The following is a 12125-nucleotide window of genomic DNA, read 5'->3' as shown; positions in this document are numbered from 1 at the left end:
GGCCCCCCCGGTGGGCGGGGGGCGCCCTTCTGTGCTGTGGCGGGCGGTTGCCGGTCGGTCTGGGCCCCGCCGGGGGTCAGGCGATGGACGCCGAAATGATCGCTGCCACCGCGATGTTGCAGGACGCGGTCACCCAGACCGCCGGGTGCGGCTCGCTCTCGACCAGCGTCTTGCCCAGCTTGCCCGGCGTGACCAGATCGACCACCAGGAACGCCACCGCCATCATCACAAGACCGAGCACACCGAAGGCGGCCGTCGACGCGAGGCCCTTGCCGAAGTCGTTGTACGTCGTCCAGATCGACGTGAAGACGATGCCGCCGATACCCAGGAGCGCGGAGCTGAGCAGGAGCGCGGCGTTGCGGTTGCGCTCCTCCCAGATCTGCCGGCCGAGCTTGCCGGGGGTCAGGGCGTCCACCAGGAAGATGCCGAGGGTCAGCAGCACCACGCCGAGGGCGCCGTAAGCGGCCGCGCGGCCAAGTCCGTTGACGATGTCTTCCATGAAAGTCGAGTCTCCGCGGGTCAAGTTGATCGTGGTCGAGGCGAGGCGAAATCTATCGCACGTGCGTGCTGGTGGGGAGGTGCGGGTGGTGGGCGCCGGTGGTCGGCCGACCAGTATGTCCGGGGCGGCCGCACACGTGCTGCCACGAGCGGTTACGCTCCGGATCATGAGTGGATCGGACCAGGAAGAGGCGCTGGGACCCCGGGCGGAGGCCTCGGTGGAGCCTGCGGAAAGTCCCGCGCCGACGCGGCCCGGACTGGCGCCGAGTCAGGCCAGGAGGCTGCGGATGGCCGCGGCCTCGCTGCTGATGGTGGCGCTGGCCGTGGTGCTGGTGGTACGGCTGGCGAGCCGGTCGTCGGTACTGGTCGTGGGGGTGTACGGGCTCGCCCTGATCCTGTGCGGAGTGGTGGTCGAACTCAGCCGCCGCGGGCGCACCCGGCTGGGCAGCTGGCTGCTGGGCGCGGGCCTGCTGGCTGCGCTGGCCGCGGACCGGTTCCTGATTCCCTGACCTCCGGGGATTCCCGGGCTCCCTGAGACCCTGAATCCCCGCTAGTGCCGCGGCGGGTAACGTTTGCCCGTCGAGGAGCGGCGTCCGGTGCGGCGAAGGGGGGCCCTCCTTGTTCGAGCGAAGGCGAGAACTCGGGGGCGCGTGCCGGACACCGTGACGGGGTAAATGTTGCCCGGCGCGGCACTGGCCTCCCCGCAACGCAACCGAGGAGGGGTCCGGTGGTCCGGGAACAGGCGGGACGAGTGCTCGCGGCGAACCTGCGGGCGCTGCGGGAGAGGGCCGGTGTCTCGCTCTCCGGGCTGGCGCGGCAGTCCGGGATCGCGAAGGGCACGCTCTCGCAGTTGGAGTCGGGTACCGGGAACCCCACCATCGAGACGGTGTTCAGTTTGTCGAACGCCCTGGGGGTGCCTGTGTCCTCGCTGCTCACCGAGCGGACCGAGCCTGACGTGGTCCTGGTCCGCTCGGACGGACTCGAAGTGCTCAGCAGCAACGCGGTGGACCTGCGGCTGCTGCGCAGGATGGACCTGACCGACCGGGTCATCGAGCTCTACGACCAGCGGGTGCGCCCCGGCGAGGTGCAGCGGTCGGACGGACACCCGGGGCGGGAGCATGTGGTGGTCACGGCCGGGCGGCTGCGGGTCGGCCCGCCGGACGCGCCGTACGAGCTCGGGCCCGGCGACTACGTGTCCTTCGCGGCGCGGGCGCCGCACGTCTACGAGACCGTCGGCGGGCCGGTGGCCTCGGTGCTGATGCTGGAGTACCCGGCCGGACAACTGCTTTGTGCGCACGAGGGGTTGACGCGGCTGGAGGGTGCTCCCTAGTGTCACGACCGTTCATTTAAATGAACGGAGGTGGGGTGGATGGTTCTCCCGGACGTGGTGGTGGTCGGCGCGGGCATCATCGGCGCCGTGTGCGCCGAGGCGCTCGCAGCCGAAGGGCTGCGGGTCACCGTGCTCGACCGAGGCGCCCCCGCGAGCGGAACCACCGCCGCGGGCGAGGGCAACGTACTGCTGTCCGACAAGGCGCCGGGACCTGAACTGGACCTCGCGCGGGCCTCACGCCGTCGCTGGCCCGAACTTCTCGCCGAACTGCGGGAGTTGCTCGGCCCCTCGCTCGCCGAGGCCGAGTGGGAGCCCAAGGGCGGCCTGGTCGTCGCCACCGCCGGGACCGCCCTCGCGCCGCTCGCCGCGTTCGCTGCGACGCAGCGCACGGCCGGCGTCCTGGCGTACGCGCTGAGCCCGGCCGAAGCGGCCGAGCGGGAACCGCATCTGACGCCACACGTCGCGGCCGCCGTCCACTACCCCGGGGACGCCCAGCTCCAGCCCGTGCTCGCCGCGACCGCCCTGCTCGCCGCCGTACGGGCCCGGGGCGGCCGGGTCCTCGCCGGGGTGACGGCGCTCGGCGTGACCAGGGACGCGGCGGGTGCGGTCGACGGTGTGCGCACCGACCGGGGGCTGATCGGCTGCGGCGCGGTGATCAACGCGTGCGGTCCCTGGGCGGGCCGGTTCGCGGCCGCCGCCGGTGCGGGCATCGCCGTACTGCCCCGGCGCGGCATGGTGCTCGTCACCGGGCCGTTGCCGCCCGCCACCGTGCGGCACAAGGTCTACGACGCCGACTACGTGGGCGCGGTCGCCAGCGGCGACGCCGACCTCCAGACATCGACCGTCGTCGAGTCGACCCGCGCCGGCACCGTCCTCATCGGATCCAGCCGCGAGCGCGTCGGCTTCGACGAGACCCTGCGCGTCGAGGTGCTGCGCCAACTGGCGCGCAGGGCAGTCGGATTGTTCCCGGTGCTCGCCGAAGTCCCGGTCATACGGGCGTACGGCGGATTCCGGCCGTACGCCTCCGACCATCTGCCCGTCATCGGCGAGGACCCCCGGCTGCCCGGCCTGTGGCACGCGACGGGGCACGAGGGCGCCGGGATCGGACTGGCCGCCGCCACCGGGCAGTTGATCGCCGACCTGTGGGCGGGCCGGGCGCCGGCCGTCGACCCCGGCCCGTTCCGGGTGGACCGCCCGGCCGTCATGGAGGAGGCGCCGGTGTGAAGGTGCGGGTGGACGGTGAGGAGATGCCCGCGGAGTCCGGGCAGAGCGTCGCGGGGGTGCTGCTCGGCGCCGGGCGGGTGTCCTGGCGCACGACGAGGAGCGGCGGCCGGCCGCGCGGGATCTTCTGCGGGATCGGCGTCTGCTACGACTGCCTGGTCGTCGTGAACGGCATCCCGGACGTACGGGCCTGTCAGCGGCTCGTCGAGGACGGCGACGAGATCCGCACCCAGTACGGCGCGGAGCTGCCGTCATGAGCCGGGTCGTCGTGGTGGGGGCGGGCCCGGCGGGCATCAACGCGGCGCGGGCCGCCGCGGCGGCGGGCGCCGAGGTCCTGCTGATCGACTCGGCCACCGCAGCCGGCGGCCAGTACCACCGGCAGAACTCCCGCCGCGCGGCAGCCGGTTCGGCGGACGGCACCCGGTGGAACGTCGCCGCACTCGCGCTCCCGGCCGGCGTCGAGCACCTCGGGCACACCGTCGTCTGGGCATGGGAGCCCGCACCCGGCGGCGGCCACCGCCTCCACCTGCGCACCGGGCCGGCCGACGGCCCCGCGCTGCCCGGTCGCGGCATCGACACCCCGGCCCTGGTCCTGGCCACCGGCGCGTACGACAGGGCGCTGCCCTTCCCCGGCTGGGACCTGCCAGGGGTGTACACCGTGGGCGCCGCCCAGGCGCTGGCGAAGGGCCAGGGGGTGGCCGTGGGGGAGCGGGTCCTGCTCGCGGGGACCGGCCCCTTCCTGCTGCCGGTCGCCGCTTCCCTGATCGGTGTCGGGGCGCGAGTGGTCGGCGTACTGGAGGCGAACGACCCGGTCACCGGCTGGCTGTCGCAGTCCGCCGGACTGCTGGCCGGGCGCGGCAAGGCGGGCGAACTCGCCGGATACGCCGCCCTGTTCGCCCGCCACCGCATCCCGTACCTGCGCCGCAGCACCGTCGTCGAGGCTCACGGGGAGGACCGGGTCGAAGCACTGACCACGGCCCGCCTCGACCGCCAGTGGAACGTGGTGCCGGGCAGCGCGCGACACATCGAGGCCGACGCGGTGTGCGTCGGCTTCGGCTTCACTCCCCAGCTCGAACTGGCCGTGGCCGCAGGGTGTTCGCTCGACGGTGGCTTCGTCAGCGTCGACGCTGCCCAGGCCACCTCCGTGCCCGGCGTCTTCGCTGCCGGTGAACTGACCGGAATCGGCGGCGCGACCCTGGCCGCCGACGAAGGCACCGTCGCGGGAACGGCCGCGGCCCACCTGCTCGGTGCCCGCCCCCGGGCGCCGGTCCGCGCGCTGCGCAGGGTCCGCGAAGGGCGCCGGTTCGCCGCCGCCCTGGACCGGGTGTACCCCGTCGGGCCCGGCTGGCGGAGCTGGCCGCGCGAGGACACGCTCGTGTGCCGCTGCGAGGAGGTCACCCTCGGCGAGCTGCGCCGCGCCGTCGAGGACCGCGAAGCCTGCGGGGTCCGCTCGCTGAAGCTGGTCAGCAGAGCCGGGCTCGGCCTGTGCCAGGGCCGCGTCTGCGGACGCAACGCCGCGGAACTCGCGGGCCTGCCCGACCCCGCGACCGCCTTCGCCCGCCGCCCGATCGCCACGCCCGTACGGCTCGGGGAACTCGCCCTGGGGGCCCAAGACCTGGGTGCCGACAACCTGAGCACCCAGGCCCTGGGGGCCCAAGACCTGGGTGCCGACAACCTGAGCACCCACGGCCCGAGCGCCCGCGAGCAGGGCGCCCACGGCCCGAACACCCACGCCCGGGCGACCCACATCCGGACCACGCACGACCCGATCACCCAGGAGGAGCAGGAATGACGCAGGAGAAGCTCGCCGGAGTCGTCGTCGCCACCGCACTGCCCTACCGGGAGGACCGGAGCGCACCGGCCGGTCTGCGCGTCGACCTCGATCAGTACGCCGCGCACTGCCGCTGGCTCATCGACAACGGCTGCCGCGGTGTCGGACCCAACGGCTCGCTCGGCGAGTACTCCTCGCTCACCGACGAGGAGCGCCGCGCGGTCGCCCGTACCGCTGTCGAGGCGGTCGGCGACGACGGGATCGTGGTGGTCGGCGTGCACGGTGTCGGCTCGCACCAGGCCCGCGCGTGGGCCGAGAAAGCGGCCGAGGACGGCGCGCACGGAGTGCTCTGTCTGCCGCCGACGATGTACCGCGCGAACGTCTCCGAGGTGATCCACCACTTCGAGCAGGTCGCGAGCGTCGGCCTGCCCGTCATGGTCTACAACAACCCCGTCGACACCAAGGTCGACCTGACCCCGGCCGTCGTCGCGGAGATCGCCAAGCTGGACAACGTCGTCGCCGTGAAGGAGTTCTCGGGTGACGTACGCCGGGTCACGGAGATAGCCGAGCTGTCACCCGGACTGACCGTCGTCGCCGGGGCCGACGACGTGGCCCTGGAGTCGCTGCTGATGGGGGCCACCGGGTGGTTCGCCGGGTTCCCCAATGTCTTCCCCGCCGCGTCCGTACGGCTCTTCGACCTCGCCGCGCAGGGCAGGACCGCCGAGGCCCGCGCCCTGTACGAACCCCTGGTGGCCGCCTTCCGCTGGGACTCGCGCACCGAGTTCGTCCAGGCCATCAAGCACAGCATGGACGCGGTCGGCCGCTACGGAGGCCCGTGCCGCCCGCCCCGCGGCCCGCTCGGCGCGGGACAGCTCACCGCGCTCGACGCGGACCTGCGCCGCGCCACCGACCACCTCGCCGCCCACCCGCTGGGCGCCTGAGATGCGTGCGTCGAGGTACTTCTCCGCGGTCGACTCGCACACCGAGGGCATGCCGACCCGGGTCATCACCGGCGGAATCGGCGTGATCCCCGGCGACACCATGGCGGCCCGCCGCGAGTACTTCGTCAAACACCTGGACCACATAAGGGAGTTGCTGGTCAACGAGCCGCGTGGACACTCCGCGATGAGCGGCGCCGTCCTCCAGCCGCCGATCCGGTCGGACACCGATTGGGGCGTCCTGTACATCGAGGTCTCGGGCTGTCTGCCGATGTGCGGCCACGGCACCATCGGTGTGGCGACCGTGCTGGTCGAGACGGGCATGGTCGAGGTGACGGAACCTGTCACCCAGGTACGGCTCGACACCCCCGCGGGACTGGTGGTCGCCGACGTCGCGGTCGAGGACGGCCGGGCCACCTCGGTGACCTTCCAGAACGTCCCCGCGTTCGCCCTGGAACTGGACGCCGAGGCCGAAGTCCCCGGCCTCGGCCGGGTCCGCTACGACATGGCGTACGGCGGCAATTTCTACGCCGTACTGCCCCTCGCCGGCCTGGGCATCGGCTTCGACAAGGCCGAGAAGAACCGGATGCTCGACGCGGGTCTGGCCCTCATGGACGCGATCAACGCCCAGAACAGGCCCGTACACCCGGCCGATCCGGGCATCGGCGGCTGTAAGCACGTCCAGTTCGTCGCCCCCGGCACCGAGGGCGGCAGCGACGCCCGCAACGCGATGGCCATCCATCCCGGCTGGTTCGACCGCTCCCCGTGCGGCACGGGCACCTCGGCCCGGATGGCCCTGCTGCACGCGCGCGGCCAACTGCCTCTGCACCAGGACTTCGTGAACGAATCTCTGCTCGGCACCCGTTTCACCGGACGGCTGATCGGCGACACGACCGTGGGCGGGCTGCCCGCCGTGGTACCGACCGTGAGCGGAAGGGCCTGGATCACCGGGATGGGCCAGTACCTGCTCGATCCCACCGATCCGTTCCCGGCCGGTTTCACGCTCTGAGAGCCGGTGACCGGGCGAGGCCCACTACTCCCGGGCCGTCGGTTCGGGCACGATGGCGGCGTGGACACAGTGGACACCGGCGCGCTAGCCGCACTCGACGCCCTGCAACGCGACCCCTACCCCCACTACGCGCGTGCCCGCGCCGCCGAGGGCCTGACCTTCGTGCCCGAGCTGGACGCCTGGCTCGTCGCACGGGACGCCGACGTACGGGAAGTCCTGGGCAGGCCCGAGGACTTCTCCTCGGCCAACGCGCTGCGCCCCGATGTCGTACCGTCTGGGGCGGCCCTCGCCGAGCTGGCCAAAGGAATGGGGCGCCGGCCCACCGTCGTGACCTCCGACGGGCCGCGCCACCACAAGTACCGGGCTCCGCTCAACCGCGGGCTGTCGTCCGGCCCGGTCGCCGCCGTCGTCTCGTACGCAGCCGAGCTCGCCGAGGCGTACGTCGACGCCTTCACGGACGGTACGAAGACCGGGGAGGGACGGGTCGAGCTGATGGCCCAGTACGCCGGGAAGCTGCCCGGTGAGGTGATCGGCCGGCTGCTCGGTCTGGACCGTGCCGACGTGACGACGGCTGTGTACGGCGGCCTGCGCGCCGAGCAGCTGCTGTTCCGGCCGCTGGCGGAGGACGAGCAGATCGCCGCCGCCCGTGACGTCGTCGCGTTGCAGCTGCTGCTCGACGCGTACGTACGCGCACGCCGAGCGAGCCCGCGCGACGATCTGATCTCCACCATGACAGCGGCGCTCGTGCCCGGCACCGGTGAACTCACGCCCGACCAGCGCCACGAGATGGTCGCCCAGCTGCAGAACCTGCTGATCGCGGGGCACTTGACCACCACCGCGCTGATCGGCACCACCCTGTTCCACCTGCTGCGCCACCGCGAGCAGTGGGAGCTGGTGTGCGCGCGGCCGGAGCTGATCCCCGCCGCGATCGAGGAGGCCGCCCGCCACGACACCGCGGTCCAGGGTTTCCGCCGAATCACCACCCGTACGCTCACCCTCGCCGGTACCCGGCTGAAGGCCGGCACCGCCGTGTTCGTCGCCTACGGTTCGGCCAACCGGGACGCACAGCGCCACGACAGGCCCGACACCTTCGACATCACGCGGACCCCGGCCCGCCATGTGTCCTTCGGGCGCGGCGTGCACGCCTGCCCCGGGTCACAGCTCGGCCGGGAGCAGATCCGCCTCACCCTCGAACTGTTCACCCGCAGGCTGCCCGGCCTGCGCCTCGCGGCGGACCAGGAGGTCGTCTGGCGACCGACCCTGATCCACCGCTCGCCCGAGGCGCTGCATCTGGTTTTTTAATCCAGGTAGTCGCGCAGGACCTGCGAGCGCGACGGGTGACGGAGCTTGGACATGGTCTTGGACTCGATCTGCCGGATGCGCTCGCGCGTCACCCCGTAGACCTTGCCGATCTCGTCCAGGGTCTTGGGCTGTCCGTCGGCCAGACCGAAACGCATCGACACGACGCCCGCCTCACGCTCGGAGAGGGTGTCGAGGACCGAGTGCAGCTGCTCCTGCAGGAAGGTGAAGCTGACCGCGTCGGCGGGGACGACGGCCTCGGAGTCCTCGATGAGGTCACCGAACTCGCTGTCGCCCTCCTCACCCAGGGGGGTGTGCAGGGAGATGGGCTCGCGGCCGTACTTCTGGACCTCGATGACCTTCTCGGGGGTCATGTCGAGCTCCTTGGCGAGCTCCTCCGGGGTGGGCTCGCGGCCCAGGTCCTGGAGCATCTGGCGCTGCACGCGCGCCAGCTTGTTGATGACTTCGACCATGTGCACCGGGATACGGATGGTGCGGGCCTGGTCGGCCATCGCGCGGGTGATCGCCTGACGGATCCACCAGGTCGCGTACGTGGAGAACTTGAAGCCCTTGGTGTAGTCGAACTTCTCCACCGCGCGGATCAGACCGACATTGCCCTCCTGGATGAGGTCCAGGAAGAGCATGCCGCGGCCGGTGTAGCGCTTGGCCAGCGAGACCACCAGACGGAGGTTGGCCTCAAGGAGGTGGTTCTTGGCCCGGCGGCCGTCCTCGACGAGGATCTCCAGCTCACGGCGGAAGACCGCGTCCTGCTCGCTCTCGTCCTCAAGCTTGTGCTCGGAGAAGAGGCCCGCCTCGATGCGCTTGGCGAGCTCCACCTCCTGCTCGGCGTTGAGCAGCGGCACCTTGCCGATCAGCTTCAGGTAGTCCTTGACCGGGTCGGCGGTGGCGCCGGCGACCATGACCTGCTGCGCGGGTGCGTCGTCCTCGTCCTCGTCGGACAGGACGTAGCCGTCACCCTGCTGCGCGGGCTTCGTGGGCTTGTCGTCCGAGTCCTCACTGCCCGAGTCGTCGGCCCATGCGTCGGGCTGCGTCTCCTCGGTGGCTGCGGTCTTCTTGGCTGCGGTCTTCTTCGCAACAGTCTTTTTCGCCGCGCGCTTCGCCGGGGCCGGAGCCTCGTCCGCGCCGTCGCCTACCGGTATTGACGCGGAGGACGCCGTGGAGGCTGCCGCGGCGGTCTTCTTGACCGTCGTCTTCTTGACGGCGGCCTTCTTGGCCGGACGCTTCTCCTCGTCCCGCGCGACCGTCTTGCGCGCACGCTTGACGGGAGCCTTGGCGGCAGCGGCGGCCGCCGTCACCATCAGCGTCACGCCCTCCTCGTCGAGGATCTGGTTGAGGCTGCGCAGCACCCGCTTCCACTGGTCCGCGGGGATGCTGTCCGCCTCGAAGGCGTGGCGTACGTCGTCGCCGTTGATGTGACCCTGCTCCTTGCCGCGCTCAATGAGCGTGATCAAGGAAGGGGATTCCGCAATCTCCTGTGGAAACGGGCGGGACGGACTGACCGACACGAGGAGCCTCTCGTAGCAAAAAATGATGACTGGGCGACGGCGCATGACGTAACGGGCAGCGCGACGACTCCTGTGGGTTCATCGCACGCCCGCGCCATTTCGTTACGCCTTGAATGGAGTGACCTGGGCCACTTTCCTGAAACGGTCCGGTGGAGGCCCTCCGGGTAGCGTGACGGCATGACCGACGGCAGCGCCCATGTACTGATACTCGGCGGTACGACACAGGCCCGCCAGCTTGCGGAAACACTGGCCCAGCGTCCCGCATTCCGGGTCACCACCTCATTCGCCGGGCGCGTCGCGCACCTCAGGACGCCGGTCGGGGACGTCAGGGTCGGCGGCTTCGGTGGGCCTGCGGGAATGGCCGCCTGGCTGCGCGAGCACCGTGTGAGCACTGTGATAGACGCCACTCACCCCTTCGCCGTCGAAATCAGCGCCAACGCGGCGCGGGCGGCTGCCGCCACGGGCGTCACGCTGTTCGCGCTGCGCCGCCCCGGCTGGCACGCGGGCCCCGGCGATCAGTGGCACGGGGCCGCCGATCTCGCCGATGCCGCCACCCGGCTTCCCGCGCTCGGCCGGCGGGTCTTCCTCACCACCGGCCGGCTCGGCCTGGCCGCCTTCGCGGGCCTGGACGGGCTGCACTTCCTCGTACGTTCGGTGGAGGCCCCGGAGCCGCCGCTGCCCCGCCGCACCGAGGTGCTGCTCGACCGGGGCCCGTACACCGTGGAGGGCGAGACGGCGCTACTGCGTGCACACACCATCGATGTCCTGGTCACCAAGGACAGCGGCGGCCCGGCCACCGCGGCCAAGCTCACCGCCGCCCGCGACCTCGGCCTGCCGGTCGTCGTCGTACGCCGCCCGCCCCCGCCGAGCGGGGTGTCCGTGGTGCCGGACGTAGCAGGGGCGCTGGCCCGTCTGGGCCGACCGGGTCCGGGGGTCAGCCGCGGCGCAGCAGGTACGTGTCCATGATCCAGCCCTTGCGGGCACGGGCCTCGGCGCGCAGCTCCAGGATCCGCTCCGAGACCTCGGAGAGCCTGCCGGAGACCAGGATCTCGTCGGCGGTCCCGATGTACGCCCCCCAGTAGATGTACGGGTCCTCCCGCGCGTACCGCTGGAACACTTGGTGCGCGTCGAGCATCACCACCACGTCGTCCGCGCCCTCGGGCCAGCCTTCCGCGAGCCGCCGTCCCGTGGTGATCTGCACGGGACGCCCGACCCGGTTCAGTCCGGTGCGGTGCCGTGCGACGAGTGCGGAGACACTGCTGACGCCGGGCACGACCTCATGGTCGAAGGCCACCGTGCCGCGCTCCAGGATCTCTTCCAGGATGCCGAGGGTGCTGTCGTACAGCGCAGGGTCGCCCCAGACCAGGAAGGCCCCGGTCTCATCATCGGCCAGCTCGTCGGTGATCATCCGCTCGAAGATGTCGGCCCGGCGGCTACGCCAGTCACCGACTGCGGGGGAGTAGTCGGCGCCGCCGGCCTTGCGGTCGCGGTCCGGATCGCGCCCCTCGACGAGCCGGTACGCCCGGCCGTCCGTGATGTGCCGGTCGAGGATGTCGTGGCGCAGCCGGATCAGGTCGGACTTCTCCTCGCCCTTGTCCAGCAGGAAGAAGACGTCCACCGCGTTGAGCGCCTTGACGGCCTGGAGCGTCAGATGGTCGGGGTCGCCCGCCCCGATGCCGATGACATAGATCTTTCTCACGCCCCGAGTCTGCCGTACGGGTGATCGCGCGGTCAGCCCCGCAGGCGCGGAGCGCTCCCGGCGGCCGACACCGGCTTCTCCTCCTGTACGACCCGGTCCGCCAACTCCTTCGCCCAGGAGGCCAGGTGGGCAAGATCGATGCCGTACGGGCGGGCGTCGTGACACTCGGCGATGCCGGTGGCCCCGCGTCGCAGCAGCGTCGCGCCGCCGCTCCTGTTGCCACGGGCGGCATGGGTGAGGCCCACGGCCAGCTGGGCGAGCGCCCGCCACAGGGCGCTCTCCGCCTCCGGGCCCGACTTCCAGGCGTCCTCGAAGACCTCGTGCGCGTGGAAGGGCATCCCGGCGTCGAGCAGCCGCTGTGCCTCCTCGACGGTGTCCTCGCCGGTACGCACCACACCCTCGGGCTGGCGTTCCACGCCCGGTTCGCCGTACGGCAGCGGCCGACCCAGGCCGTCCCGCGGTCGCGCGTTGCGGGCCCGCCCCTCGGGGTCGCGGTCCCTGCGGTCGTGCTGCGTATCGTCCACGTCCCCATTGTCCCTCCCGGGGCGGTCGGGCGGGGGCCGCGCAGGCGCCACCCGACCGCCTGAACGCGCCCCCGCCCACCACCAGTACGGCGGAGGTGGACGCAGCGGAGTGAGGAGCACCCGTGGAGTGAGGTATGGTTCTGGTGCACGCTCAGCCGGGGGAAACCCCAGGTCAGCGGGTGCCGGGACGTGGCGCAGCTTGGTAGCGCACTTGACTGGGGGTCAAGGGGTCGCAGGTTCAAATCCTGTCGTCCCGACTCAAGAGAGTCGAGGTCAGGGCCGGTTTCGGAGCAATCCGAAACCGGCCCTT

13 protein-coding genes and 1 tRNA gene are annotated in these 12125 nt (G+C 71.9%); 10 read left to right on the top strand and 4 right to left on the bottom strand.

The features are described 5' to 3' along the window. Positions 1-76: 76 nt before the first annotated feature. A complete protein-coding gene (locus QMK30_RS35790) occupies positions 77-499 on the bottom strand; it encodes a DUF350 domain-containing protein (RefSeq protein ID WP_283522524.1) in 423 nt (140 codons plus the stop codon). Between the two features lie 166 nt (positions 500-665). Between QMK30_RS35790 and QMK30_RS35785 the strand changes: the two genes are divergently transcribed. From QMK30_RS35785 to QMK30_RS35750, 8 genes are all read left to right on the top strand, one after another. After that, on the top strand, positions 666-1007 hold the full coding sequence (locus QMK30_RS35785; RefSeq protein WP_283522523.1) for a hypothetical protein: 342 nt from the start codon (positions 666-668) through the stop codon (positions 1005-1007). Positions 1008-1225: 218 nt separating this feature from the next. Next, complete coding sequence (locus QMK30_RS35780) at positions 1226-1828, top strand: helix-turn-helix domain-containing protein (protein ID WP_283522522.1); 603 nt, start codon at positions 1226-1228, stop codon at positions 1826-1828. A gap of 39 nt (positions 1829-1867) precedes the next feature. Next, on the top strand, positions 1868-3052 hold the full coding sequence (locus QMK30_RS35775; protein ID WP_283522521.1) for an NAD(P)/FAD-dependent oxidoreductase: 1185 nt from the start codon (positions 1868-1870) through the stop codon (positions 3050-3052). Then, positions 3049-3306: a (2Fe-2S)-binding protein gene (locus QMK30_RS35770; protein WP_502963291.1), complete on the top strand. Its 258-nt coding sequence runs from the start codon at positions 3049-3051 to the stop codon at positions 3304-3306. Before QMK30_RS35775 ends, QMK30_RS35770 begins: the two co-directional genes overlap by 4 nt. Next, positions 3303-4841 carry an FAD-dependent oxidoreductase gene (locus tag QMK30_RS35765; protein ID WP_283522520.1) on the top strand — a complete coding sequence of 513 codons (1539 nt, stop codon included), beginning with the start codon at positions 3303-3305 and terminating at the stop codon, positions 4839-4841. The genes QMK30_RS35770 and QMK30_RS35765 overlap by 4 nt, the downstream gene beginning before the upstream one ends. Beyond that, on the top strand, positions 4838-5761 hold the full coding sequence (locus tag QMK30_RS35760; protein ID WP_283522519.1) for a dihydrodipicolinate synthase family protein: 924 nt from the start codon (positions 4838-4840) through the stop codon (positions 5759-5761). The genes QMK30_RS35765 and QMK30_RS35760 overlap by 4 nt, the downstream gene beginning before the upstream one ends. 1 nt (position 5762) lies before the next feature. Further along, positions 5763-6767, top strand: a complete 1005-nt coding sequence (locus QMK30_RS35755; protein ID WP_283522518.1) for a proline racemase family protein — start codon at positions 5763-5765, stop codon at positions 6765-6767. A gap of 69 nt (positions 6768-6836) precedes the next feature. Further along, positions 6837-8069 carry a cytochrome P450 gene (locus QMK30_RS35750; protein ID WP_283522541.1) on the top strand — a complete coding sequence of 411 codons (1233 nt, stop codon included), beginning with the start codon at positions 6837-6839 and terminating at the stop codon, positions 8067-8069. Here the strand turns inward: QMK30_RS35750 and QMK30_RS35745 are convergent. Next, entirely contained in the window at positions 8066-9637 is a 1572-nt protein-coding gene (locus QMK30_RS35745) for an RNA polymerase sigma factor (RefSeq protein WP_283522517.1), read from the bottom strand. The genes QMK30_RS35750 and QMK30_RS35745 overlap by 4 nt on opposite strands. 132 nt (positions 9638-9769) lie before the next feature. Between QMK30_RS35745 and QMK30_RS35740 the strand changes: the two genes are divergently transcribed. After that, entirely contained in the window at positions 9770-10558 is a 789-nt protein-coding gene (locus QMK30_RS35740; RefSeq protein WP_283522516.1) for a cobalt-precorrin-6A reductase, read from the top strand. Here the strand turns inward: QMK30_RS35740 and cobF are convergent. Continuing rightward, positions 10527-11291 (bottom strand): precorrin-6A synthase (deacetylating), encoded by a 765-nt coding sequence (cobF, locus tag QMK30_RS35735; protein ID WP_283522515.1) that lies wholly within the window; start codon positions 11289-11291, stop codon positions 10527-10529. The genes QMK30_RS35740 and cobF overlap by 32 nt on opposite strands. A gap of 32 nt (positions 11292-11323) precedes the next feature. Further along, on the bottom strand, positions 11324-11815 hold the full coding sequence (locus tag QMK30_RS35730) for a DUF309 domain-containing protein (RefSeq protein WP_283522514.1): 492 nt from the start codon (positions 11813-11815) through the stop codon (positions 11324-11326). Positions 11816-11998: 183 nt separating this feature from the next. On the opposite strand from QMK30_RS35730, the gene QMK30_RS35725 reads away from it, so the two are divergent. Then, positions 11999-12072, top strand: a tRNA-Pro gene (locus QMK30_RS35725). The last annotated feature ends 53 nt before the right edge of the window (positions 12073-12125 follow it).

The sequence above is a fragment of the Streptomyces sp. H27-C3 genome (assembly GCF_030063415.1).
In the GTDB taxonomy this organism is placed as follows: domain Bacteria; phylum Actinomycetota; class Actinomycetes; order Streptomycetales; family Streptomycetaceae; genus Streptomyces.
This window is presented reverse-complemented; position numbering and strand designations above follow the sequence as displayed.

What these genes read in the sequence shown, in the direction of transcription:
- QMK30_RS35755 (WP_283522518.1), top strand. Translation starts at nt 5,763, where the DNA reads ATGCGTGCGTCGAGGTACTTCTCCGCGGTCGACTCGCACACCGAGGGC.
- QMK30_RS35765 (WP_283522520.1), top strand. Translation starts at nt 3,303, where the DNA reads ATGAGCCGGGTCGTCGTGGTGGGGGCGGGCCCGGCGGGCATCAACGCG.
- QMK30_RS35790 (WP_283522524.1), bottom strand. Translation starts at nt 499, where the DNA reads ATGGAAGACATCGTCAACGGACTTGGCCGCGCGGCCGCTTACGGCGCC.
- QMK30_RS35745 (WP_283522517.1), bottom strand. Translation starts at nt 9,637, where the DNA reads ATGCGCCGTCGCCCAGTCATCATTTTTTGCTACGAGAGGCTCCTCGTG.
- QMK30_RS35760 (WP_283522519.1), top strand. Translation starts at nt 4,838, where the DNA reads ATGACGCAGGAGAAGCTCGCCGGAGTCGTCGTCGCCACCGCACTGCCC.
- QMK30_RS35775 (WP_283522521.1), top strand. Translation starts at nt 1,868, where the DNA reads ATGGTTCTCCCGGACGTGGTGGTGGTCGGCGCGGGCATCATCGGCGCC.
- QMK30_RS35785 (WP_283522523.1), top strand. Translation starts at nt 666, where the DNA reads ATGAGTGGATCGGACCAGGAAGAGGCGCTGGGACCCCGGGCGGAGGCC.
- QMK30_RS35740 (WP_283522516.1), top strand. Translation starts at nt 9,770, where the DNA reads ATGACCGACGGCAGCGCCCATGTACTGATACTCGGCGGTACGACACAG.